A 24,340-nucleotide genomic window follows, 5' to 3' on the forward strand; every position below is an offset into this window, starting at 1 on the left:
AACTCCCGTGCCACAGCGCGGGCACCGTCGTAGCATGGATCGGTGCCTTCGACATCGGATGTGGCAGCGACGGTCGCACACGATCAGGCCGTCGGGCGGCTACGGGATTCGTACGAACGCATCCCGCAGGGTGAGCCGGTCCGGCTGGCGAAGCGCAGTTCGAACCTGTTCCGCCCGCGAGCCGAGATCGACAGCCCAGGGCTGGACGTGTCGAAGCTCACCGGCGTGATCAGCGTCGACCCGGCCGCCCGGACCGCCGATGTCCAGGGCATGTGCACCTACGAGGACCTGGTCGCGGCGACCCTGCCGCACGGGTTGACGCCGATGGTCGTGCCGCAGCTGAAGACGATCACGCTCGGCGGCGCGGTGACCGGGCTCGGGATCGAGTCGACGTCGTTCCGGGCCGGCCTGCCGCACGAGTCCGTGCTCGAGCTCGACATCCTCACCGGCGCCGGCGAGGTCGTCACCGCCCGGCCGACCGGCGAGCACGCGGACCTGTTCCGGATGTTCCCGAACTCGTACGGCACCCTCGGGTACGCGACCCGGCTGCGGATCGAGCTCGACCGGATCTCGCCGTACGTCGCCCTGCGGCACGTCCGCGTCGGGCTCGACGACCTGGCCCCGGCGATCTCCGCGATCGTTGCTGACGGCACCTACGGGGGCGAGCCGGTGCACTTCGTCGACGGGGTCGCGTTCAGCCCGTCCGAGGCCTATCTCACGCTCGGGCGGAACAGCGACGCCGCGGCCCGGACCAGCGACTACACCGGCCGGCAGATCTACTACCGCTCGATCCGGCAACGACCGAAGGACGTCCTCACCGCGCACGACTACCTGTGGCGCTGGGACACCGACTGGTTCTGGTGCTCGGCCGCCTTCGGCGCACAGCAGCCGGTGGTACGGCGCCTGTGGCCGCGGCGCTGGCGGCGCAGCGACGTGTTCCACAAGATCGTCGGCTTCGAGAACCGGCACCAGATCGCGGCCCGCCTCAACCGCCGGCGTGGCCGACCGGACCGCGAGCGGGTGGTCCAGGACGTGGAGATCCCGGTCGGCGAGCTGGCCGGGTTCCTGCGCTGGTTCGACGCCAACGTCGGGATGCGCCCGGTCTGGCTCTGCCCGCTGCGGCTGCGTGGATCCGAGTCCTGGCCGCTGTACCCGCTGCGGCCCGGCGAGATCTACGTGAACGTCGGCTTCTGGGGCACCGTGCCGATCGCGCCCGGTGCCGCGGACGGCGACGTGAACCGCCGGATCGAGCAGGCCGTCGCCGACTTCGGCGGCCACAAATCGCTGTACTCCGACGCCTACTACGACCGGGAGACCTTCGACCGGCTCTACAACGTGCCGGCCCTGACCACGGTGAAGCAACGCTACGACCCGAACGCCCGGCTCACCGGGCTCTACGAAAAGGCGGTGACGCGCCGATGACGACGCTTGCGACCCAGGTTTCGATCGCCGAAGCCCTCACGACCGTGCTCCCGGGCGGTCTGCCGTTCCGGTTCACGGCGTACGACGGCAGTGCGGCCGGTCCCGACGACTCGCCGATCCACATGCACCTGGCCACCGAGCGTGGGCTGTCCTACGTCCTCACCGCGCCGGGTGACCTCGGGATGGTCCGCGCGTACGTGATGGGTGACCTGGAGATCACCGGCGTCCACCCCGGCGACCCGTACCAGCTGATGCGGCTGATCCTCGACGAGTTCCACCTCCAGCGGCCGAAGGCGGCCGAGGCGCTGCGCATCCTCCGCGGGCTCGGCTGGAGTCACCTGAAGCCGCCGCCGCCCCCGCCGCAGGAGCACCTGCCGAAGTGGCGCCGTACGTTCGAGGGGCTGCGGCACTCGAAGGCGCGGGACCGGTCGGCGATCCACCACCACTACGACGTGTCGAACACGTTCTACGAGTGGGTGCTGGGGCCGTCGATGACCTACACCTGCGCCGTGTACCCGTCGCTGGACGCGACGCTGGAGGAGGCGCAGTTCGAGAAGTACGACCTGGTCGCGCGGAAACTCGACCTGCAGCCCGGGATGCGGCTGCTCGACGTCGGCTGCGGCTGGGGCGGCATGGTCCGGCACGCGGCCCGCGAGTACGGCGTCCAGGCGCTCGGCGTCACCCTGTCCGCGGCGCAGGCCGAGTGGGCGAACGCGGCGATCAAGGCCGAAGGCCTGGAGGACCTGGCCGAGGTGCGGTACCTGGACTACCGCGACGTCCCCGAGCGGGACTTCGACGCGGTGAGCTCGATCGGCCTGACCGAACACATCGGGGTGCGCAACTACCCGTCGTACTTCAGCTTCCTGCACGACCGGCTGAAGCCCGGCGGCCGGCTGTTGAACCACTGCATCACGCGGCCGGACAACCACTTCCGGCACACCGGCGCGTTCATCGACCGCTACATCTTCCCCGACGGCGAGCTGATCGGCTCCGGCCGGATCATCTCCGAGGCCCAGGACGCCGGCTTCGAGGTCCGCCACGAGGAGAACCTCCGCGAGCACTACGCCCTCACCCTGGCCGCCTGGAACGACAACCTGGTCGCCCACTGGGACGAGGCGGTCACCGAGGTAGGCCCCGCCACCGCCAAGATCTGGGGCCTCTACCTGGCCGCCAGCCGAGCCGGCTTCGAACACAACACCATCCAACTCCACCAGGTCCTCGCGGTGAAGCCAGACGACCGCGGCAACTCCCACTTCCCCCTCCGCCCCACCTGGGGCAGCTGATGAACTGCGTACCGAAGGACGGGTAGTGGGTGGCTTGCACGCCGCCGCCCACGCCCGTCGCCGGCTCAGATCCGGTCCGCCAGGGCCACCACTACCCGTTCTTCGGTACTTCGCCGGGGCGCTAGTTTGGGGGCCAGAGCGAGTGGAGGGAGGCCGGCGTGCGCGGGAGGGCTGCTGTGGTGGTGGCTGCGTTGGCGTTGGTTAGTGGGTGTTCGGAGGCGACGCCGAGTAGGTCGGGGTCGTCTTCGGCGCCGGCGGCTTCGGGTACGGCGGCGCCGGCCGGGACGCTTGCGTTGACGGTGGCGTCGACCGTGGCGACGGGGATTCAGGTGCCGTGGGGGTTGGCGTTCCTGCCGGACAAGAGTGCGTTGGTGGCGGAGCGGGACGCCGGTGCGATCAAGCGGATCGTCAACGGCCGGGTCAGTGACGTCGGCACCGTGGACGGCGTGAAGTCGTCGTCCGAGGGTGGGTTGCTGGGGCTGGCGGTGGATCCGGGGTATCCGGGGAAGCCGTACATCTACGCGTACTACTCCAGCGGCGACGACAACCGGATCGCGCGCATCACCTACCAGGACGGGAAGCTCTCCGACCAGCAGGTGATCCTCGACGGGATCCCGGAGGCGGCGATCCACAACGGCGGGCGGCTGCGCTTCGGACCGGACGGGTACCTGTACGCCGGAACGGGCGACGGCTCGGATCGGCCGAACTCGCAGGACGACAACTCGCTCGGCGGGAAGATCCTGCGGATCACCACCGACGGCAAGGCCGCCCCCGGGAACCCGGACGGCCGGATCTGGATCACCAAGGGCCACCGCAACGTCCAAGGCCTCGCGTTCGACGGCAACCAGCTGTACGCCGCGGAGTTCGGGCAGAACACCTGGGACGAGCTGAACGCGATCACCCCCGGCGCGAACTACGGCTGGCCCGCCGCCGAGGGCATCAGCCACCTGGACGAGATGACCGACCCGATCGCCCAGTGGCCCACGTCGGAGGCCTCACCGTCGGGGATCGCGTTCGCGCGCGGGTACATCTTCATGGCGGGCTTGCGCGGCCAGCGGCTCTGGGCGATACCCGTTGCCAACGGCAAACGAGTCGGCGAGCCGCAGGCGTTCTTCACCAACCGGTACGGGCGTTTGCGCACGGTGGAGGTCGCGCCGGACGGCTCCTTGTGGGTCACCACGTCCAACACCGACGGCCGCGGTCAGCCCCGCGACGGCGACGACCGGATCCTCCGGGTGACGATCAGCACGTCCTGAGCAGTCAACCGTTTCGGCTCCGGCAGCGTCTGGTACTTGTTGAAGAAACCCATGACCTGAGGAGGAGATCGGCATGCCGACCGGCCAGGCGTCTGGCGTCCCCAGCAACGTGATCGCATCGGTGAGCAGGTACAAGGATGCTCAGCGAACGGTCGACTACCTGAGAAGCTACGGGATGGACGCGACGAGTCTGGAGGTCGTCGGCGCCGGTCTCCGGCAGGCGAGCAGACGCAGAGCGGTGCCGGTCGTGCGGATGACCGCGACGGGTGCGTTGCAGGGCGCCCTGCTCGGGATCCTCACCGCCGTCTTCGTCACCCTGGTCGCCGAGACCACCCTGAACGGCCTGGCCGTCGTGGTCTGGGGCTTCGTCTACGGCCTCATCGTCGGGACGCTGTGGGGTCTGTTCCGGGGCCTCGTCCGCAACCGCCCGGACCTGGTGAGTACCGAGATCCACCCGACGCAGTACGAGGTCCGCTGCCCGGCCGACGAACTGGCCGTGGCGCAGACGTTGCTCGCGGACGCGGCCGACCTGGACGACGGCCGGCTCGAGCGCGAGGTCATCGCGGACGCTCCCCACTCCGAGCAGCCGGCACAGGAACACCGCGACGCGGCCTGAGCCTGGGGGTGCCAGTGCGGCACCCCCAGTTCAGCGTCAGATACCCAGCTTCTCGTTCAGGAGCTGGCGGACCTTGGCGGCGTCGGCCTGGCCGCGCATGTCCTTCATCACCGCGCCGATCAGCGCACCTGCGGCGGCCGGCTTCCCGGAGTTGACCTTCTCGACCACGTCCGGGTTGGCCGCGATCGCGCGGTCGATCGCCTCGATCAGCGCCGAGTCGTCGGACACCAGCGCCAGGCCACGCTTCTCGATGATCTCCGCCGGCGTGCCCTCCCCGGCGAGCAGTCCTTCGAAGACCTGCCGGGCGAGCTTGTCGTTCAGCGTGCCGTCGTCGACCAGCTTCTGCACCTCGGCGACCTGCGCCGGGCCGACGCCGAGCGCGTCGAGCTCCTGACCCGACTCGTTCGCCGAGCGGGCCAGCTCACCGAGCCACCACTTCTTCGCGGCCGCCGGGGTGACGCCGAGCTCGACGGTCGCCACGATCGGCTCGAGCGCGTTGCCGTTGATCACGTCGCGCATCTCGAGATCGGTGAAACCCCAGTCCTCCTGCAGCCGCGCCCGGCGTACCGAAGGAGCCTCGGGCAGGGTCGCGCGGAGTTCCTCGACCCATTCGCGGGACGGGGCGACCGGGACCAGGTCGGGCTCCGGGAAGTACCGGTAGTCGTCGGCGTCGGACTTCTCCCGGCCGGAGGTGGTGATGCCGGTGTCCTCGTGCCAGTGCCGGGTCTCCTGCAGGATCTTCCCGCCGGTCGACAGGATCGCCGCCTGCCGGGTGATCTCGTAGGTGATCGCGCGCTCGACCGAGCGGAACGAGTTCACGTTCTTGGTCTCGGTGCGGGTGCCGAGGGCCGTCGTACCGTGCGGCTTCAGCGACACGTTCGCGTCGCAGCGCAGCGAGCCCTGGTCCATCCGGACGTCCGAGACGTCCAGCGACAGCAGCAGGTCGCGCAGCATGCTCACGTACGCTCGGGCGACGGCGGCGGCCTTGGCCGGCGGGACCTCGATCGTCTTCGTGACGATCTCGATCAGCGGGATCCCGGCCCGGTTGTAGTCGACCAGCGAGTGCGAGGCGCCGTGGATCCGGCCGGTCGCGCCACCGATGTGGGTGGACTTGCCGGTGTCCTCCTCCATGTGCGCGCGCTCGATCTCGATCCGGTACGTCTCGCCGTCGACGACGACCTCGGTCCAGCCGTTGAACGCGATCGGCTCGTCGTACTGCGAGGTCTGGAAGTTCTTCGGCATGTCCGGGTAGAAGTAGTTCTTCCGGGCGAACCGGCACCACTCGGCGATCTCGCAGTTCAGCGCCAGGCCGATCTTGATCGCGGACTCGACGCCGCGCGCGTTCACCACCGGCAGCGCGCCGGGCAGACCGAGGCAGACCGGGCAGGTCTGCGTGTTCGGCGGCGCGCCGAACTCGGTCGGGCAGCCGCAGAACATCTTCGACTTCGTGTTCAGCTCGACGTGGACCTCGAGGCCCATCACCGGGTCGTACTGCGCCAGCGCGTCGTCGATCTCGAGAACGTCTGCAACGGTCATCGGGTCACCTCCAGCTCCGGAGCCTTGGTCATCAGTACGCCGCCCCACTGCTCGGCCAGCGCGGCCTCGAGCGCGCCGCCGACCTTGTACAGCAGGTCGTCGCGCATCACCGGCGCCATCACGTGGAAGCCGACCGGCAGGTTGTCCTCGTCGGCCAGGCCGCACGGGAACGACGCGGCCGCGTTGCCGGCCAGGTTGGACGGGATCGTGCAGAGGTCGTTCTTGTACATCGCGATCGGGTCGTCGATCCGGTCACCGATCGCGAACGCGGTCGTCGGCGTGGCCGGCGAAACCAGCACGTCGACCTGCTCGTAGGCGCTGGCGAAGTCGCGGGCGATCAGCGTCCGCACCTTCTGCGCCTGGCCGTAGTACGCGTCGTAGTACCCGCTGGAGAGCGCGTGCGTCCCGAGGATGATGCGGCGCTTCACCTCGGCGCCGAAGCCCGCCTCGCGGGTCAGGCTGGTCACCGTCTCGGCGCTGTTCGTGCCGTCGTCGCCGACCCGCAGGCCGTACCGCATCGCGTCGAACTTGGCCAGGTTGGACGAGGCCTCGCTCGGCAGGATCAGGTAGTACGCCGGCAGCGCGTACTCGAAGTGCGGGCAGGAGACCTCGACCACCTCGGCGCCGAGCTTGGTGAGCAGCTCGACCGCCTCGTGGAAGCGGGCCTCGACACCTGGCTGGTAGCCCTCGCCACCGAGCTCCTTCACGACACCGATCCGCAGACCGGCGACGTCACCGTTCCGGGCGGCCTCGACGACGGCCGGCACCGGCTGGTTGATCGAGGTCGAGTCCATCGGGTCGTGGCCGGCGATCACCTCGTGCAGCAGCGCCGCGTCGAGTGTCGTCCGCGCACACGGACCGGGCGTGTCCAGCGAGGACGCCAGCGCGATCAGCCCGTACCGCGAGGTGCCGCCGTACGTCGGCTTGACCCCGACCGTGCCGGTGAACGCACCCGGCTGCCGGATCGAGCCACCGGTGTCGGTGCCGATCGCGAGCGGCGCCTCGTACGCCGCGATGGCCGCGGACGAACCGCCGCCGGAACCACCCGGGATCCGGTTCAGGTCCCACGGGTTGTGGGTGGTGCCGTACGCCGAGTTCTCGGTGGAGGAACCCATCGCGAACTCGTCCATGTTGGTCTTGCCGAGAATCACGATCCCGGCCGCCTTCAGACGCTGTACGACGGTCGCGTCGTACGGCGGCTTCCAGCCCTCGAGGATCTTCGAGCCGGCCGTGGTCGGCACACCCTCCTGGGTGAGCACGTCCTTCAGCGCCAGCGGTACGCCGGCCAGCGGGGACAGCTGCTCGCCCGCGGCCCGCTTGTCGTCGACCGCCTTGGCCTGCGCGAGCGCACCGTCGGTGTCGACGTGCAGGAACGCGCGGACGTCGCCGTCGACGGCGGCGATCCGGTCCAGGTGGGCCTGGGTGATCTCCACCGAACTGGCCTGCCCGGACGTCATCAGCTCCGAGAGCTCGGCCGCGGTCTTCCTGGTCAGATCAGACATGTCAGTCCTCCTCCAGGATCCGCGGCACCCGGAAGCGCTGCCCTTCCTGGGCGGGCGCGCCGGAGAGCGCCTGCTCGGGCGTCAGGCACGGGACGTTCTCGTCCGCGCGCATCACGTTGGTCAGCGGCAGGGCGTGCGAGGTCGGCGGAATGTCGTCCGCCGCCACCTGGCTGACCTGGCCGACCAGTCCGATGATCTGGTCGAGCTGCGGCGCAAGGTGGTCGAGCTCGTCGTCGGAGAGCTCGATCCGCGCCAGTCGCGCCAGGTGCGCGACCTCTTCGCGGGTAATCGATGGCATGTACTGTCCCAAGTGCAGAGGCTGACGTAAGTCATGTCGACACATGACTGACGTCAGCTTAGTGGGCTGCGGAAGCGGGATTTCCCACCCCCTGCGCAGTTCACCTATCGGAGGCCCGGGCGTGTCCCACCTACCGCTCTGTAACATGGGCGGCGACAGGGCGTTACGCGCATGGTGCTTGGCTGGGAGATGATCGTTCGGTGTTCCTGCTGCGCTTGATCATCCCCGACAAACCGGGTTCGCTGGGCGTCGTCGCGACCGCGCTCGGCGAGGTGAACGCCGACATCCACGCCATCGAGATCGTCGAGCACCGGCGTGAGAACGGCACCGCCGTCGACGACATCGTGGTCGACCTGCCGCCGGGCGTGCTGCCCGACCGCCTGGTCTCCGCGTGCAACGGCGTACCGGACGTCGAGGTCATCTGGTTCTCGCGGTACGGCGCCGGTGGCGGACTGCACATGGACCTGGAAGCCGTCGAGCAGATGACGTCGGCTCCGTCCGAAGCGATCGACCTCCTGGTCGAGCAGGCGCCGGCCGTGCTGCACGCGGACTGGGCCGCGCTGCTCGACGGCACCGGCAGCGAGGTGAAGGTCGCGCTGGAGACGAGCGCGACCCCTGAGTTCGGCGAGGTGGCGGACCGCTGGCTGCCGATGGAGAAGGCGAGCACGCTCGAGGCCCCGGACCACAAGGGACTCGCGGAGTCGGTGCTGGTCGCCGCACCACTGGAGTCCGAGCGCCGGGTCCTGGTCATCGGTCGCCGGGGCGGTCCCGAGTTCCTCGGCTCCGAGGTCGCCCGGCTGTCGTACCTGGCGTCACTGGCCGTGACGATCCGCGCTACTTCGTGAGCTGAACCGAAAAACGCCCCCGCTCGACGAGCGGGGGCGTTTTTACGTGAACTCTTACGTGAACTGGAAGTAGGCCAGGAGCCAGAGGGCGGCGATGATCAGCAGGATCACGACGCCGACCAGGACGACGATCAGGATCGCCTGGCTGTTACTGCCGTTCTTGTCCGGGAGGTCGAACTGGGTGGGGCCCCAGGCCCCACCACCGTCGACACGCTTCAGGGCCTCCGGCGGTGGGCTGGCCACCGTCCGTGAGTCCCGCTTCTCCCGGGGGAACTTCATCCAGCCTCCGTGCCCACTCAGACGTAGAACGACTCGTACTTGATCTCGACCTGCTGGGAGGAGTAGCTGTCCGAGCTGGTCCCGCTGATCGTGACCCGCCAACCGGCGACATAAGAAGCGTACGGCTTCCCGTCACTGTGCGCCTGGACGTACGCCTTCAGCGCCGCGACATCGCCGCCCTTGAGGACACCGAACGTGTCGTTCAGCCCGGCGGTGAGGGCCTTCTTGGCGTCCCCGGCGTCGCCGGAGGCGCTCACCTGGATGTGCTTGATGCCCTCGCCCTCGCTGGCGTACATGTACACCCGCTGGGAGCCGTACTTGCCGATCTCCTTGGTGCAGGAGCTCGTGCAGACGTACTGCTTCGTCTTCAGCGCCGCGACCAGCTGCGCCTCGGTGGTGTCGAAGGTCTTCTGCGGGAGGTCCAGCGAGTCCTCACCGGACTTGCCGCCGGACAGCTCGAGCGAGTCGCCGTCGTTGCGCAACTCGAACTCGCCCCAGGTGCTGCCGACCTTCTGCGACTTCTGTCCGGTCGTGACCGCGTCCTGGACCTTCTTCACCTGGTCGCCGCCGAACGTGTCGTTGCCGACCGCCTGCAGGACCTGGTCGAAGACGACCTTGGCGTTGTTCAGGTTGTCCTCGTTCGCCGACTTGAACCGCACCGCGATGATGGTGCCGTCCGGCTTGAACTGGAAGACCGCCTCCGCCTCCGTGGTGCCGTCGTACTTGAAGCAGCCGCGATGCGCGCCCTGGCCGGTGTTGAACAGGTCACTACAGCCGAAACCGCTGCTCTGCAGCTTGTCGGTCGCGGCCTTGGCCTGACCGGTCGCGTTGCCGAGCTCACCGTTCTGGTTGGTGCCGGTGGTCGGGCTGCCGCCGCCGGTCGGCTGCGCGGTGGTGGTCGGGTTCGATTCCGGGGTGTCGTCGCCGCCGAGGAAGCGCACGCCGAGGAAGATCAGCAGGCCGATCACCACGAGGCCGACGACACCGCCGCCGACGATCAGCGGCAGCTTCTCCTTGCTGATCCCGCCCGGCCCCTTGGAGCCGCCGCCCGAATCACCCGGCTGCCACTGCGGCTGCCCGGGCTGTCCGCCCTGCTGCTGGTGCCAACCGCTCTGCTGTTGCTGCTGCGAGCGCTGGCCCCACGACTGCTGCTGGTAGGCGCCGCCGCCCTGCTGCTGCGACTGACCCCAACCACCTCCGGGCTGACCCTGCTGACCAGGCTGCTGCTGACTGGGCTGCTGATGGCCGGGCTGGTCCTGCTGGCGCCCAGGCTGCTGTCCCCAGCCGCCACCCTGCTGCGGGGGCTGGCCCTGGCGCGGCGGCTGACCTTGCTGAGGCTGCTGCGCGGGCTGTCCCTGCTGCGGGGGCTGCTGTGAGGGCTGCTGGGGCTGCTGGGGGCGTTGGCCCCACCCGCCCTGGCCCGGTGGCTGCTGTCCCCAGCCGCCACCTTGTTGTGGCGGCTGCGGGCCGCCCTGTCCCCCGTGCTGCCCGCCTGGCTGGCCCCCCGGCTGCCCAGGACCCCACGGTCCCTGCGGCGGCGTCGTCATATTTGCTCCTTTTAACCCACGTTCCGACGTGCAAAGTTAACAGTCCGACGGCTCAGGTCGGCCGTCGGATCCGTCGGGTTGGAAATGCTTCGATTTGTCCGGTCGCGTCAGGTCGCCTCAGGCGCCGGCGTGGTCGCCACCGCGGCCGCCGCCTCCGCGCCGTCGTCGAGCAGCACCCGGAACCCGGCCGCGTCCAGGATCGGTACGCCGAGCTGGACCGCCTTGTCGTACTTCGACCCCGGCGAATCCCCCACGACCACGAAGGACGTCTTCTTCGACACCGAGCTCGCGACCTTCCCGCCGCGCCCGACGATCGCCTCGGTCGCCTCGTCCCGGCTGAACCCCTCGACCGTCCCGGTGACCACGACCGACTGCCCGGTCAGCGTCTGCGGGAGCGTCGGGCCGGTGCGCTCCTCGCGCATCACCACGCCGGACGCCTGCCACTTGTCCACGATCGCCTGGTGCCACGGCACCTGGAACCACTCGATCATCGCCTGCGCGATGGTCGGCCCGACACTCTCGATCTCGGCCAACTGCTGCTCGCTCGCGGCCCGGACGTCGTCAATGTTGTCGAACACCTCGGTCAGCGCGGCCGCCGCGGTCGGGCCGACGTGCCGGATCGACAGCGCCACCATCACCCGGGACAGCGGTTTGGCCTTGGCCTCCTCGAGGTTCGCGAGCAGTTTGCGCGCGTTCGCCGACAACGCGCCTGCCTTGGTGGTGAAGAAGGCGCTCTCGGCCAGCTTCTCCTCGGTGAGCGCGAACAGGTCACCCTCGTCCGCGAGCAGTCCACCGCTGATCAGCGCATCGGCAGCCTTGAACCCGAGCCCCTCGATGTCGAACGCGGACCGCCCCGCCAGATAGAACAACCGCTCCCGCAGCTGGCCCTGGCAGTACTGCGAGTTCGGGCAGCGGATGTCGACGTCGGATTCCTTCGCCGGCGCCAGCTTGGTGTTGCACCAGGGGCAATGCGTCGGCATCTCCCAGGCCGGCAGGTCCTTGGGACGCAGGTCGACGACCGGCCCGAGCACCTCCGGGATGACGTCCCCCGCCTTCCGCAGTACGACGGTGTCGCCCGGGCGGACGTCCTTGCGGGCGACCTCCTTGGCGTTGTGGAGCGTCGCGTACTCGACCGTCGACCCCGCGACGCGGACCGGCTCCATGTGCGCGAACGGGGTGACCCGGCCGGTGCGGCCGACGTTCACCTCGATCTCGATGAGCTTGGTGTTGACCTCTTCCGGCGGGTACTTGAACGCGATCGCCCAGCGCGGCGCGCTCGATGTCGAGCCGAGGGCGCGCTGCAGGTCCACCTCGTCGACCTTCACCACGACGCCGTCGATCTCGTGGTCGACCGAGTGCCGGTTCTCGCCGTAGTACGCGATGAAGTCGTTGACCTCGTCGAGGGTGCCGACCCGGCGGGCGCGGTCGCTGGTCGGCAGGCCCCACGCCTTCAGCTGCTCGTACGCCTCGGAGAGCCGGCCGATGTGGTGGCCCTCCACCTTGCCGAGGCCGTGCACGACGAACCGCAGCGGGCGGCTGGCCGACACCCGCGGGTCCTTCTGGCGCAGCGATCCGGCGGCGCTGTTGCGTGGGTTGGAGAAGACGTCCTTGCCGGCCTCGACGAGCTGGGCGTTGAGCTCCTCGAAGTCCTCGACGCGGAAGTAGACCTCGCCGCGGACCTCCAGGAAGGACGGGAGGTCCGTGCCGTCCAGCTCGTTCGGGATGCTCTTGATCGTGCGGACGTTGGGCGTGACGTCCTCGCCGGTGCGGCCGTCGCCGCGGGTCGCGCCGCTGACCAGCTTGCCGTTCTCGTACACCAGGTCGAGGGCGAGGCCGTCGACCTTGAGCTCGCACAGGAACCCGCTGTCGTGGATCTGCTGGACCGTCACCTCCCGCTCCAGCCGCTTGGCCCAGGCCTCCATCTGCTCCGCGGAGAACGCGTTGCCGAGGCTCTCCATCCGCTGCGGGTGGTCGACCGGGGTGAAGAGGGTGGAGATCGGCGCGCCGACCTTCTGGGTGGGCGAATCCGGCGTCCGGAGCTCGGGGTACTGCTCCTCGAGCGCCTGCAGCTGGTGCATCAGCGCGTCGAAGTCGCCGTCCGAGATGATCGGGGTGGCCAGGTAATACCGCGCGCGGTGGTCCTCGATCTCCTTGCTCAGCGCCGCGTGACGCTCGAGAACCTCCGCCGGCGCAGCTGTCTCCTCCGTGCTCATGAGGAGAATTTACCGCCGCGCGCCGACATTTCCGCTCAGGCGTCGGCCGCTTCGCCGACCACGTCGACAATGTCCCGGAGGACCTTCAATCGCGCTCTGGCATCGGCCGGTGACGGAGCGGCAGCCAACCCACAGGCAGGCGTGATGACGACGTCCTTCATCCGTGCGGGGTCAAGGCCGAGTTCGCGCCACCGACGGACGAGCGGCTCGGCCGCCTTCCTCGGGTCGGGTACGGCGCCACTCGTCGGCACCACGCCGGCGTACAGCGTGGTCCCGGACTCCACCGCGGCAGCGATCTGGTCCCACGCCGCCGTGTTCAGCAACGACACATCGACGGCGACGCCGGCCGCGCCGGCCTTCGTGAAGACCTCGATCGGCGGCCGCGCGGCACAGCAGTGCACAACTGTCGGCGCGTCCCCGGTGAACAAACTCAGCAACTCGACAGCGCCCGGGCCGTCCACAGACCGATGTTTGCCCCAACCCGACGCCGTCGGCACAGCCCCGGCAAGGACAGCGGGCAGCCCCGGCTCATCCACCTGCAGCACGACTTCCGCGCCGGGAACCCGCTTCCGGATCTCGGCGACATGCTGCTGTACGCCGTCCGCCAGCGCCTGCGCCAGATCACGCCGCGCGCCGTAGTCCGCGAGCACCTTGTCGCCGCGCGGCCGCTCGATCGCCGCCGCGAGCGTCCACGGCCCGGTGACCTGCACCTTCAGCGGTCCCTCGTACCCGTCGCCGTACTCCTCGAGCACGTCCAGGTCTTCCTTCAGCAAGGCCCGGGCGCGCCGCTGGTCCAGACTGGCGCGCGCGTCCCCACCACCGGTCAACCGCCACCCGACCGGCTGCAGATCCGCGGCCAGTTCGGTCAGTACGGCGACGGTCCGGCTCAGCATGTCGCCGTACGGACGTGCCGGAAGCTCCGGCAGAAACGGGATGTCGACCAGTTCGAGGACGGCGCGCATCCACTCACGAATGTCGTCGCCGGGGACGGATCCCAGACCGGTTGTCGTCATACGGCAGCGGTGACGCGCTGGACGGTGTCGATGGTGGCGGAGCCGATCACGCGGGTGCCGTCGTACAGGACGACTGCCTGGCCGGGGGCGACGGCGGAGGTCGGCTCGGTAAAGGTCACCTCGACCTGGTCGTCCTCGACGCGGGCGGTGACGGCCACCTCCTCGCCGTGGGCGCGCAGCTGCGCCTTCACCTGCAGTTCCTCGGTCGGCGCCGGGCCGCACCACCGCGGCTTCGAGGCGGTCAGGCGCTCGACGGCGAGCTCCTCGCGGGACCCGACCGTCACGGTCCGGTCGACCGGCGAGATGTCCAGGACGAACCGCGGCTTGCCGTCCGCGGCCGGCGTACCGATCCGCAGACCCTTGCGCTGACCGATGGTGAAGCCGTGCGTGCCCTGGTGCTCGCCGAGCTTGTTGCCCTGCGCATCGACGATGTCACCCGGCGCCTCCCCGAGCTGCGCGCCGAGGAACCCGGCGGTGTTGCCGTCGGCAATGAAGCAGATGTCGTGGCTGTCCGGCTTGGCCGCCACCGACAGCCCGCGCCGGGCGGCCTCCTCGCGGATCTCGGTCTTGACCGTGTCCCCGAGCGGGAAGAACGCGTGCGCGAGCTGCTGCTGGGTCAGTACGCCGAGCACGTACGACTGGTCCTTCGCCGGGTCGACCGCCCGGTGCAGCTCCCGCGACCCGTCGTCCAAGTCGACGATCCGCGCGTAGTGCCCGGTCGCGACCGCGTCGAAGCCGAGCGCGAGAGCACGCTCCAGGACGGCGCTGAACTTGACCTTCTCGTTGCAGCGCAGGCACGGGTTCGGCGTGCGGCCGGCGGCGTACTCGCTGACGAAGTCCTCGACCACGTCGGCGTGGAAGCGCTCGGCCAGGTCCCAGACGTAGAACGGGATGCCGATCACGTCCGCGGCGCGGCGGGCGTCGCGGGAGTCCTCGATCGTGCAGCAGCCGCGCGCGCCGCTGCGGTACGACTGCGGGTTCCGGCTGAGCGCCAGGTGCACCCCGGTCACGTCGTGCCCGGCCTCGGCCATCCGCGCGGCCGCGACCGCCGAGTCGACCCCGCCGGACATGGCGGCGAGTACCCGCATCAGCTGTTCCTTCCCACGTTCTGCAGGCCGGCGGACTTCGCCCGCTCCACGACCGGCCCGATGTTCTCCAGTACGGCGTCGACGTCGGCGCGCGTACTCGTGTGCCCGAGGGTGAACCGGAGCGAGCCGCGGGCCCGCTGGTCGTCGTACCCCATCGCCAGCAGGACGTGGCTCGGCTCGGCGACCCCGGCGTTGCACGCGGACCCGGTCGAGACCTCGATCCCGCGCGCGTCGAGCAGCAGCAACAGCGAGTCGCCCTCGCAGCCGCTGAAGGACAAGTGTGCGTTACCGGGCAAGCGGCCGGTCGGGTCGCCCGACAGCTGCGCGCCTTCGATCGTGCCGGTGATGCCGTGGATCAGCGCGTCGCGCAGCTCGGCGAGCCGCGGCGCCTCGTCCGCCTGGTGCTTGATCGCGTGCTCGGCCGCGACCGCGAAACCGGCCGTCGCGGGCACGTCCAGCGTGCCGGAGCGGACGTCGCGCTCCTGTCCCCCACCGTGCAGGATCGGCGTCAGCTTGGTCTCCTTGTGCACGACCAGCGCCCCGATCCCGTACGGACCGCCGAGCTTGTGCGCCGACAACGTCATCGCGTCCACACCCAGCTCACCGAAGTCCACCGGCACCTGCCCGATCGCCTGCACAGCATCGGTGTGCACGGGTACGCCGTACTCCTGCGCGATCGCGGCGATCTCGCGGACCGGCTGGAGCGTGCCGACCTCGTTGTTCGCCATCATCAGTGTGACGAACGACACGGACTCCGGGTCGCTCTCGATGGCCCGGCGGACGTCGTCCGGAGCGACCCGGCCGAGCTCGTCGACCGGCAGCCACTCGATCTCGGCCTTCTCGTGCTGGGCGAGCCAGATCGCCGGGTCGAGGACCGCGTGGTGCTCGATACCGCTCAGCAGGATCCGGCGGCGCCGCGGGTCCGCGGCCAGCCGGGCCCACCACAGCCCCTTCAGCGCGAGGTTGTCGGCCTCGGTGCCGCCGGAGGTGAACACGACCTCGCTCGGCTGCGCCCCCAGGCCTGCCGCGATCGACTCACGCGCCTCCTCGACCGTCCGCCGGGCGCAGCGGCCGGAGCCGTGCAGGGACGACGCGTTGCCGGTGCGCGCGAGGTGATGGGTCATCGCCTCGATCGCGGCCGGGAGCATCGGGGTCGTCGCCGCGTGGTCCAGGTACACCGTGCGACGGTCGGAAGTAGCCATAACGACTTCAAGGGTATGTCCGCCGCCGTTGTTCCCGCTCCTCGGGACTCACCTGCAGAGATCGACGGTGACCCTGAGCGTGACCTGGTGCTCGAACCGCGCTCCGAGCGTCTCGAACCGCTCGGCCGCGTCCTGCAGCAGCTTCTGGTCCCTCGTCAGCCGACCCCGGCCGCGCCGTACCGCCGCGTCCACCCAGGCGTTCTCGGCGGCACCTCGCGCTGCCTGCTCGAGGTAGTCGGCGGCGTCCGGGTGACCGGCAACGACGGCCAGTTCTGCCCCCGCGGCCCGTGCGTACCCTTCCCACCACGGCTCCGGGAACGGCGCGAAGGCCCGCTCGACGGCTCGGTCGGCTTTGCCCGGGTCCTGATGGAGGGCGAGCCGAGCCGCGACGAACGCTGCGTTGGCCGCCAGGCTGGGCGCGTCCGCGGCGTCGGACACCCGCGCCATCTCCAGCGCCCGCGCCTGCCAGACCTCATCGAGCCCGGTCCCGAGCAATCCGTGGGCGAGCGCCGCGCAGGACGCGCCCGACGCCATCCAGGCGTGCGGCGGGCAACCGGCGGCGCGCCACCCGGACCACATCGCATCCGCCGTCGCGATCGCCTCGTCGAACAGCCCCGCGAGCGCGAACGCCCGGACCTTCCGTGGTGCCGTGATGAACGGTTGCGACTGCGCGGGATCCACTGTCAATCGCGCCAGCCGCACCGCCTCGGCCACGTCGCCGACCGCGACCGCGGTGGTCGAGGCGACGTGGAACGCGTCCACGATCTCCGCGACGGCCCGCGGATCGTGCTCGGGCAACGTCTCGGCCAGCACCAGCCGCTCCTCGGCCGCGATCCGCGCGTCGCGGAACCGTCCGGCCCCACCGACTGCCGTCCCGTAGACATCGAGCGCGTTCATGACCATTAACGGATCGCCCGACTCCCGAGCCGCCGCCACCGCCGCCTCGGCCAGTCCGAGGTCGAATCGATGGACCCACGCCCGAGCGACTTGTACCGCTGCGGTGTCCCCGGCGAGCAGGCTCTCACCACCATCAGCCGGAGGCGGTACGGCGACCTCGTAGCGGTTCACGATCATCACAGCGGTCGCCAGCGCTTCCCGCCGTACTGCCTCGTTGCCTTCGGCTGCCGCGCGCTCGGCGGCTCGGAGCATCAGGTGGTACGACTCGGTGCCGTCTGCGATCACCTCGGTCGCGTCGGCCGCGTCGCGCAGGTCGTCGTACAGCTCGGTGGCGTTGGTCGCGCGCGCGGCGGCGGTGAGGTAGTGGTCGTGTGCTTCGAGGAATCGCCTGCGGGCGAAGGTCAGGTGGGCGAGCTTGCGGGCAAGCGCGCGGGTGGCGCCGCCGGCCGCTCGGAGGTCCGGGGCGAGCAGCTCGAACTCCTGCTGCCAGTCCTGCCCCTTCTCCAGTTGTTGCTCCAGGCGAGTGGCGGATCGGTCGGCCCACGCGACATGCAGTGCGGCGACTTCGTCGTACTCGTCGTCGAGCTGTTCGAGGGCGAAGACGCGCACTGTCTCGAGCATGCGCCAGCGGCTCGTCCCGGCGTGCTGGCTGCGGTGGAGCAGGCTCTTGTCGGTCAGCCGACCGAGGAGGTCACTCAGCTCGCTCTTGGTGCTGTCCGGCGTCACACCGGCCGCAGCGGTCAGGTCGAAGCCACCAACGAACACACCGAGCCGCCGGAACAGGTGTCGCTCGTCCTCAGCCAGCAGGTCGTAGCTCCACCCCATCACCCGTGCCAGCGAGCTGTGCCGATCGTCAGCACCCCGCCCGCCCGACAACAACCGCAGCCGATCGTCCAGCGCGGCCAGCAACCCATCAGCTCCCAGTGAACCGGCACGCGCCGCAGCCAACTCGATAGCCAGCGGTACGCCGTCCAGCTCGGCGCACACCTTCGCTGCCAGGTGAGCGTCGTCAGCCACCTCCGGCGCGACCAGCGCGGCACGCTCCTGAAACAGCTGCACCGCCTCACCCAGCGGGCCGAGCTGCACCGGCCGCTCCCCCGCCACACCGAGCCGCTCCCGACTGGTCGCCAGTACTGCGGTTTCGGGCGCCTCAGCGAGGATGCGGGACACCAACGCGGCCACGTCGTCCAAGAGGTGCTCGCAGTTGTCCAGCACGAGCAGAGTGCGTCCGCGCCTGAGTCTTTCGAGTACCGCGTCCGCCAGGGTCTGGGGTGGTTGTTCACTGACCTGGAGTGCTTCAGCGACTGCCGTGATGACGAAGCCGGGACGCACTGGGACCAGATCGACCACTGCACCGCCGTACGGGTAGCTGTCCGCGACATCGGCTGCCACGCGCAGGGCGAGACGGGTCTTTCCGACACCGCCTGGTCCGAGGAGGCTGACGAGGCGATTGCTGCCGAGTGCTCGGCCCAGGTCGGCCCGGTCCTGCTCGCGACCGATGAAGCTCGTACCGGGACCGGTCGGCGTACTGAAGCCCTCTGGTTGCGCACCGGCGAGGGCGGCGAGTTGATGCCGGTCGGCGACGCCGTACTTGCGGAGCAGCGACGAGATGTGGCTCTCGACGGTGCGGACGCTGATGTGCAGCCGACGGGCGATCTGCGCGTTCGAGCGGTCCCCGGCGAGGGCCGCGAGTACTTCGGCCTCGCGCGCCGACACGTCCTTCGGACCGTTCATGCGCCCCATCATGCGCGATCAGTGGTGCTTCCGTGGTCGCCACGGATGCCGATGCGTGGTCCCTGCTCTGAAGGTGGAGGCACAACCTCAGAACAGGGAGAAGGCCATGGGACAGGTATTGCTCGACATCACGATGTCGCTCGACGGTTTCGTCACCGGACCAGGAGCGGACCTCGCACACGGGCTCGGGATCGGCGGCGAACCGCTGCACGACTGGCTGACCGGCGAGGACGCCGCGGACCAGGCGGCGTCCGCGCTGACGATGACCGACATCGGCGCCGTACTGATGGGACGAAGGACGTTCGACGTCATCGACGGTCCGCAGGGCTGGGACGCGGACGCCGCGAGTGCTGAGCGGCCGGCGATCTTCGTCGTCACATCGAACCCGCCGAGCCGAGTCCGGATGGAGGGCTGGTTCGAGTTCGTCACCGACGGCATCCGGCCGGCGCTGAAGCTCGCCCGGGACGCCGCGGGCTCGAAGGACATGATGATCATGGGCGGCGGCCACCTGTGCAGGCAGTACCTGTACGCCGGACTGGTCGACGAACTGCGCGTCCACGTCGCACCGATCGTGCTCGGCGACGGCACCCCACTGTTCGAGCGCACCACCCTGACACCGATCCGCCTGGCCCTCCGAAACGCCGTGAGTACGCCGAACGCCACCCACCTCACGTACGCCGTGACCCGCCAGGAGCCGTGATGTCACAGGAGATTCTCGACCGGCGCGCCGCGGCAGTCGTCGACGCGAACAAGTACCTGACCCTCGGCACGGTCGGCGCCGACGGGCTGCCCTGGGTCACGCCGGTCTACTTCACGCCGGACGGCAACACGACGTTCTACTGGGCGTCCTCGCCCGACGCGCTGCACTCCCGCAACCTCGCGCACCAGTCGACCGTCAGCATCGCGATCTTCGACTCGAGCGTGCCGATCGGCAGCGCGTCCGCGGTGTACTTCCGCGCCGAGGCCGGCCTCGTCCCCGACGACGAACTGGACGAGTGCGCGACCCTCTACGCCTCGCGCTATCCCGAGCTGCGCGCGTACTCCGCCGATGAGTTGCTCAGCGACCTGCGCCTGTACCGCGCCCGCGCCACGGCGCACTGGTTGCTGGTCCGCGGCAGCGACCCGGACTACGGCACGGGGATCGACGGCCGGCGGCCGGTGTGGACGTGATGACCCGCTGACCCGCCATCCTTCCGGGGAGCGACACCTTTCGCAGCCGGAACAGACAGGCCGGAACACAGACAGGGCGGGGACATGAGCAACGACTGGTGGGTCGAACGCGAGCAGAACGAGCGGCTCGAGCAGTTGCAGAGCGAGATGTCGTCCGCGCGCCAGGCGACCTCGCGACTGCAGTCCCAGCTGTCCAAACTGCAGGGCGGACTCCAGGACCGCGTCAACCGGTTGTCGACCGCCTTCGACGCCTTCGTCGAGCTGTCCGACCTCCGGTACGAGATGGCAGGCTTCCTCGACGCCGCCGAACTCCGCCGGTACGCGAGCCGCGTCCTCTCCGCGATGGCATCCGGTACGGCGCTTCCGCCGGTCGCCGCACCGGTCCCGCAGTACTGGCTCGGCCCCGCCACCGAGGCGCTGATCGGGCTGTACTCGTCCGAGCCGAACGACCAGGCGTTGCACACCGCCCTCGAACTCGACCAGCGTCGTACGTCGGCCTTCCTGGCGCTGGCATTGGCGACGCTCGGGCTGCGGCACGATGTGCGGAGCGAATGGCTGGACGTGGCGTTCGGCGTACCGGCTTCGGACGGGACGGTGACGCGGACGCAACGGGTGCTGTGGGCGACGGCCGCGCGGGGCGGGTTCGGCGTGGAAGGCCTCGAGCTGGTGGTGAAACGGCTCCAGTCGGTCGCTCCGCCTGCCGACGGCTGGCTGCCCCGGTTGGAGAAGCGCGGCGAGACTCCACGCACCACCCGCGCGCGCTTCGACGCCGTGAACGAGCAGGAGTCCGCCCGGGTCCAGCTGGGCCGCGTCCGCAACGCGGTCGAGACCATCGCGGGCAACACCGCGGCCCGCGAGCCCGACCCGGCCCTCGGCTACCAGGAGACCGCGGCCAAGCAGGACTCCACCGGCGACGCCGCGGCCCGCAACTCCGGCCGCGGCTCAGGCCGCGACTCGGCCGGTGCCAAGCGGCGGTCGAAGCGTGGTGACGCGGAGGCGAACGCCGAGCGGGACAGTGCGCCTGCCCTGCTGCGGCTGCTGATCTCCGAAGGCAGCGAACCGGAGCGGGAGCCGCTGGCGCGGGTCGCGGTACTGCGGGCGCAGATCAGCGGATCGGGCGAGGGCACGGCCGAAGGACTCGAGGACCCGGTCGGCACGATCGAGAAACTGCTCGACGCCGACCTGGCCCAGACCGACGAGCCGCACCTGCCGGCTGCCGCGCTGCGGGTGATCGCACCGTCGGTGCTGCCGGCCATCGAGGAACTCGCCGAGGTCGCGGGCCGCCCGAGCCCCGCGCAGGTCTCGGTCGACGTCGACGTGCACACGATCACGATCCGCCCGGACGGCCCGGACCAGCGCGAACTCGGTTCGGCGATGGCGTCGATCAAGGCCGGCGCCGGCGACATCACCAAGGGAAATCTCGCCGTCCCGGTGGTACTCGCGGTGGCCGGCGTACTGGTCGCGGTCGGTCTCGGCTTCGTGCACGGGGCCTGGATCGTGGCCGGTCTGGTGCTGGTCGGCGTCGCTGCGTCCCGGTACTGGAAGCTGCGGGTCAACAGCAAGAACGAGAAGGCCGCGGCGGACGATCGAGCGACCCGTCTCAACGAACGCTGCACCACGGCTGTGGAGGGGCTGGCCGCCTACGTGAACGCCACCGAGTCCCGGCAGGCCGGCGTCGCAGCCGACCTCTCCACGATCCGGGACCACCTCACCAGCTGACTAGCCGCGCCAGGTGCTGGTGTGGGTCCAGCCGATCACGTCGGCGGCTCGTCGGCAGTCGAAGAGCGATGCGGTGCCCTTGAGCTCGGTGCGGATCGTCGTCTCGGGTGAGTAGTCGGCGAGCAGGTCGGCGGTCGGCTCGTGGCGGCCGGTGTCCTCCGCGGCGAGCACCAGCGCGGCGTACCGATCGTCCGTCCGCGGCTTCAGGGACAGCACACAAGCACGGGCCGCTTCGGCGAGGTCGACGTACCCCCAGAGGTTGCGGCGGTTCTCCTCGAGCGGTGCGTCCGCGATGTACCGGCGTACCTCGTCCGGCTCGAGGATCCAGTGGAAACGCAGAGCAGTCACCTGTACGCCGCGACGCGCATACATCCGGCCTGTGGTTTCGAGAATGTCCTTGGTCAGCCCGTACGGGTCGACGTACCGCAGCTCGGTGTTCTCGTCGACGGGGACGATCGGCGTACCGATCTCCTCCGGGGACCACGCGGTGCCGTAGATCGACCCGCTGGACGCGATGACCGCGGTACGAATCCCGAGCTTCCACGCTTCCTCGAGCGCGTTGAACGTGGTGATCGCGTTGAGCTCGAGCAGCCGGACCGGCTCGATGTTCTCCGGGCTCGCGATGCCTGCGCAGTGCACGATCGCCTCCGCACCCTGCATCGACCGGGCGACCGCGTCACGGTCCATCAGATCGACGGGCTCCGGTCCCGCGAGATCCGCCTCGATCACGTCGTGGCCGGCGGCCACCGACTGCCGGCAGACCTCGGCCCCCAACTTCCCGCGCGCCCCACTCACCCAGATCCGCATCGGGCAACCCTAGCCATCAGTTCCAGGGAAGGTGAAAGCCCGGCTCGGGAGGGGATCCGAGCCGGGCTGGAGTGGGGTCACCGCGCCGGCCGCTGAGGAGTGGCCGACGCGGCGCCGCGGATCAGGACTTGCGCTTGGTGACCTCTTCGGTGGCCGTCGGAAGCACCTTGTGCAGGTCGCCGACGACGCCGAAGTCGACGAGCTCGAAGATCGGGGCCTCCGGGTCCTTGTTGACGGCGACGATCGTCTTCGAGGTCTGCATACCGGCCCGGTGCTGGATGGCGCCCGAGATCCCGGCGGCGACATACAGCTGCGGGGAGACGGTCTTGCCGGTCTGGCCGACCTGGTAGGCGTGCGGGTACCAGCCCGAGTCGACCGCGGCACGGGACGCACCGACCGCGGCGCCGAGCGAGTCGGCGAACGCCTCGATCGGGCCGAAGTCACCGCCGGTGCCCCGACCGCCGGACACGATGATCGCGGCCTCGGTCAGCTCCGGACGGCCGGTCGCCGCCCGCGGCTTGGACTCGGTGATCCGGGCCGTCTTGGCGGCGTCCGAGATCGACACGTCGAACTCCTCCACCTCCGGAGACGTCTCCGCGGCCTCGGGGGTGGCGGCGTTCGGCTTGACGGTGATGATCGGCGTGCCGTGGGTGACCTTCGACTGCACGGTGAAGTTGCCCGCGAACACCGACTGCGTGGTGACCGGGCTCCCGCCACCAGCAGCGTCGCCGGCCTGCACGTCGACGGCGTCGGTGATCAGACCGGAGTCCAGCTTGACCGCGAGCCGGGCAGCGATCTCCTTGCCCTCCGCGTTCGACGAGATCAGAATCGCCGCGGGCTCGACCTTCGCCGCGACCTGCTGCAGCGCCTCGGCCTTCGGCGCGACCAGGTACTGCGAGAGGTCGGCGTCGGTCAGCGCGACGACCTTGGTCGCGCCGTACTGCCCGAGGGCCGGCAGCGCGTCCTGCACGCCGTCGCCGATGAAGACCGCGACCGGCTCGCCGAGCCGGCGCGCGATGGTGAGGAGCTCGGCGGTCGTCTTACGGACCGCACCTGCGGTGTGGTCAACGAGAACGAGAACGTTCGACATAGCTCAGCCGCTCCTCAGAGGAACTTGTTCGTGGACAGGAACTCGACGAGCTGCATAGCACCGCTGCCGGCAGCGTCGTCTTCTTGGTCGGTGACGATCGTGCCGGCGGTGCGCGCCGGACGGGCGGTCACCTCGACCACCTCGGTCCACGCGCTCGACCCGCCCACCTGGTCGGCGGTCAGCTCCAGGTCGGCCAGCGACCAGGACTCGACCGGCTTCTTCTTCGCGGCCATGATCCCCTTGAACGACGGGTACCGCGGCTCGTTGGCCTGGTCGGACACCGACAGCACCAGCGGCAGCGTGCCTTCGATCGTCTCGCTCGCGGTGTCGCCGTCGCGGCGGATCCGGACGGTCTGCCCGTCGACGGTCACCTCCGAGCCCAGCGTCACGGCCGGCAGTCCGAGCCGCTCCGACACCATCGCCGGGACGACCCCCATCCCGCCGTCGGTCGAGCCCATGCCGAACACGACCAGGTCCGCCTCGAGCTTGGCCAGCGCCTTCGCCAGGATCAGCGAGGTGGCCACCGCGTCCGAACCGTGGATCGCGTCGTCGACCACGTGGACGCCGGCGTCGGCCCCCATCTGCAGACCCTTCTTCACCGCGTCGGCCGCCTGCTCCGGGCCGACAGTGAGGATGGTCACCTCGGCGTCACCGGCCTCCTTGACGGTCAGGGCGGTCTCGACGGCGTACTCGTCCAGCTCGGACAGCAGCCCGTCGACACCGGCGCGGTCCACCGTGTTGTCCTCCGAGCGGAAGCGGCGGTCCGCGGTGGCATCCGGCACGAATTTCGCGCAGACGACGATCTTCATAGCGTGTGGGACCC

The 24,340-nt window shown here is 70.0% G+C and carries 21 protein-coding genes; 8 read left to right on the top strand and 13 right to left on the bottom strand.

Going from position 1 to position 24,340, the window contains the following annotated elements; translation table 11 throughout:
* Positions 1 to 42 precede the first annotated feature (42 nt).
* From ACWGID_RS28405 to ACWGID_RS28420, 4 genes are all read left to right on the top strand, one after another.
* Positions 43 to 1,422 (top strand): FAD-binding oxidoreductase, encoded by a 1,380-nt coding sequence (locus ACWGID_RS28405; RefSeq protein ID WP_452201590.1) that lies wholly within the window; start codon positions 43 to 45, stop codon positions 1,420 to 1,422.
* Entirely contained in the window at positions 1,419 to 2,705 is a 1,287-nt protein-coding gene (locus tag ACWGID_RS28410) for a class I SAM-dependent methyltransferase (RefSeq protein ID WP_452201592.1), read from the top strand. The genes ACWGID_RS28405 and ACWGID_RS28410 overlap by 4 nt, the downstream gene beginning before the upstream one ends.
* A gap of 311 nt (positions 2,706 to 3,016) precedes the next feature.
* Positions 3,017 to 3,961, top strand: coding sequence for a PQQ-dependent sugar dehydrogenase (locus tag ACWGID_RS28415; RefSeq protein WP_452201594.1), 945 nt, complete (start codon positions 3,017 to 3,019; stop codon positions 3,959 to 3,961).
* Positions 3,962 to 4,034: 73 nt separating this feature from the next.
* Positions 4,035 to 4,577, top strand: a complete 543-nt coding sequence (locus ACWGID_RS28420; RefSeq protein WP_452201596.1) for a general stress protein — start codon at positions 4,035 to 4,037, stop codon at positions 4,575 to 4,577.
* Positions 4,578 to 4,613: 36 nt separating this feature from the next.
* On the opposite strand, the gene gatB is transcribed toward ACWGID_RS28420, so the two are convergent.
* The 3 genes from gatB to gatC are packed head-to-tail and all read right to left on the bottom strand — an operon-like array spanning position 4,614 to position 7,913.
* Positions 4,614 to 6,113 carry an Asp-tRNA(Asn)/Glu-tRNA(Gln) amidotransferase subunit GatB gene (gene gatB / locus ACWGID_RS28425; RefSeq protein WP_452201598.1) on the bottom strand — a complete coding sequence of 500 codons (1,500 nt, stop codon included), beginning with the start codon at positions 6,111 to 6,113 and terminating at the stop codon, positions 4,614 to 4,616.
* Positions 6,110 to 7,615: an Asp-tRNA(Asn)/Glu-tRNA(Gln) amidotransferase subunit GatA gene (gatA, locus tag ACWGID_RS28430; protein ID WP_452201600.1), complete on the bottom strand. Its 1,506-nt coding sequence runs from the start codon at positions 7,613 to 7,615 to the stop codon at positions 6,110 to 6,112. Before gatA ends, gatB begins: the two co-directional genes overlap by 4 nt.
* Before the next feature lies 1 nt (position 7,616).
* Complete coding sequence (gatC, locus tag ACWGID_RS28435; protein ID WP_329001584.1) at positions 7,617 to 7,913, bottom strand: Asp-tRNA(Asn)/Glu-tRNA(Gln) amidotransferase subunit GatC; 297 nt, start codon at positions 7,911 to 7,913, stop codon at positions 7,617 to 7,619.
* A gap of 200 nt (positions 7,914 to 8,113) precedes the next feature.
* On the opposite strand from gatC, the gene ACWGID_RS28440 reads away from it, so the two are divergent.
* The gene (locus ACWGID_RS28440; protein WP_452201602.1) at positions 8,114 to 8,758 is read left to right on the top strand and encodes an ACT domain-containing protein; all 645 of its coding nucleotides are present in this window, start codon (positions 8,114 to 8,116) and stop codon (positions 8,756 to 8,758) included.
* Between the two features lie 54 nt (positions 8,759 to 8,812).
* On the opposite strand, the gene ACWGID_RS28445 is transcribed toward ACWGID_RS28440, so the two are convergent.
* The 7 genes from ACWGID_RS28445 to ACWGID_RS28475 form a co-directional block, all read right to left on the bottom strand.
* Positions 8,813 to 9,037, bottom strand: coding sequence for a hypothetical protein (locus tag ACWGID_RS28445; protein ID WP_452201604.1), 225 nt, complete (start codon positions 9,035 to 9,037; stop codon positions 8,813 to 8,815).
* A gap of 17 nt (positions 9,038 to 9,054) precedes the next feature.
* Positions 9,055 to 10,584 carry a hypothetical protein gene (locus tag ACWGID_RS28450; RefSeq protein WP_452201606.1) on the bottom strand — a complete coding sequence of 510 codons (1,530 nt, stop codon included), beginning with the start codon at positions 10,582 to 10,584 and terminating at the stop codon, positions 9,055 to 9,057.
* 107 nt (positions 10,585 to 10,691) lie between these two features.
* Positions 10,692 to 12,797 carry an NAD-dependent DNA ligase LigA gene (gene ligA, locus ACWGID_RS28455; RefSeq protein WP_452201608.1) on the bottom strand — a complete coding sequence of 702 codons (2,106 nt, stop codon included), beginning with the start codon at positions 12,795 to 12,797 and terminating at the stop codon, positions 10,692 to 10,694.
* A 35-nt stretch (positions 12,798 to 12,832) separates the two neighbouring features.
* Positions 12,833 to 13,810 (bottom strand): methionine synthase vitamin-B12 independent, encoded by a 978-nt coding sequence (locus ACWGID_RS28460; RefSeq protein WP_452201610.1) that lies wholly within the window; start codon positions 13,808 to 13,810, stop codon positions 12,833 to 12,835.
* A complete protein-coding gene (gene mnmA, locus ACWGID_RS28465) occupies positions 13,807 to 14,898 on the bottom strand; it encodes a tRNA 2-thiouridine(34) synthase MnmA (RefSeq protein ID WP_452201612.1) in 1,092 nt (363 codons plus the stop codon). Before mnmA ends, ACWGID_RS28460 begins: the two co-directional genes overlap by 4 nt.
* Positions 14,898 to 16,100: a cysteine desulfurase family protein gene (locus ACWGID_RS28470; RefSeq protein ID WP_452201614.1), complete on the bottom strand. Its 1,203-nt coding sequence runs from the start codon at positions 16,098 to 16,100 to the stop codon at positions 14,898 to 14,900. The genes mnmA and ACWGID_RS28470 overlap by 1 nt, the downstream gene beginning before the upstream one ends.
* 48 nt (positions 16,101 to 16,148) lie before the next feature.
* Complete coding sequence (locus ACWGID_RS28475) at positions 16,149 to 18,731, bottom strand: ATP-binding protein (RefSeq protein ID WP_452201616.1); 2,583 nt, start codon at positions 18,729 to 18,731, stop codon at positions 16,149 to 16,151.
* Positions 18,732 to 18,837: 106 nt separating this feature from the next.
* On the opposite strand from ACWGID_RS28475, the gene ACWGID_RS28480 reads away from it, so the two are divergent.
* The 3 genes from ACWGID_RS28480 to ACWGID_RS28490 all read left to right on the top strand — a co-directional run bounded on the left by ACWGID_RS28480 (position 18,838) and on the right by ACWGID_RS28490 (position 21,620).
* A complete protein-coding gene (locus ACWGID_RS28480; protein ID WP_452201618.1) occupies positions 18,838 to 19,431 on the top strand; it encodes a dihydrofolate reductase family protein in 594 nt (197 codons plus the stop codon).
* Complete coding sequence (locus tag ACWGID_RS28485) at positions 19,431 to 19,901, top strand: pyridoxamine 5'-phosphate oxidase family protein (RefSeq protein WP_452201620.1); 471 nt, start codon at positions 19,431 to 19,433, stop codon at positions 19,899 to 19,901. The genes ACWGID_RS28480 and ACWGID_RS28485 overlap by 1 nt, the downstream gene beginning before the upstream one ends.
* Before the next feature lie 84 nt (positions 19,902 to 19,985).
* Positions 19,986 to 21,620 carry a hypothetical protein gene (locus tag ACWGID_RS28490; protein ID WP_452201622.1) on the top strand — a complete coding sequence of 545 codons (1,635 nt, stop codon included), beginning with the start codon at positions 19,986 to 19,988 and terminating at the stop codon, positions 21,618 to 21,620.
* Here ACWGID_RS28490 and ACWGID_RS28495 read toward each other — a convergent pair whose 3' ends face one another.
* The 3 genes from ACWGID_RS28495 to ACWGID_RS28505 form a co-directional block, all read right to left on the bottom strand.
* Positions 21,621 to 22,427: an NAD-dependent epimerase/dehydratase family protein gene (locus ACWGID_RS28495; protein WP_452201624.1), complete on the bottom strand. Its 807-nt coding sequence runs from the start codon at positions 22,425 to 22,427 to the stop codon at positions 21,621 to 21,623.
* A gap of 121 nt (positions 22,428 to 22,548) precedes the next feature.
* A complete protein-coding gene (locus ACWGID_RS28500; RefSeq protein ID WP_452201626.1) occupies positions 22,549 to 23,517 on the bottom strand; it encodes an electron transfer flavoprotein subunit alpha/FixB family protein in 969 nt (322 codons plus the stop codon).
* Between the two features lie 14 nt (positions 23,518 to 23,531).
* Positions 23,532 to 24,326 (bottom strand): electron transfer flavoprotein subunit beta/FixA family protein, encoded by a 795-nt coding sequence (locus ACWGID_RS28505; RefSeq protein WP_452201628.1) that lies wholly within the window; start codon positions 24,324 to 24,326, stop codon positions 23,532 to 23,534.
* Positions 24,327 to 24,340 lie beyond the last annotated feature (14 nt).

It is taken from the genome of Kribbella sp. NPDC054772 (assembly GCF_053611945.1).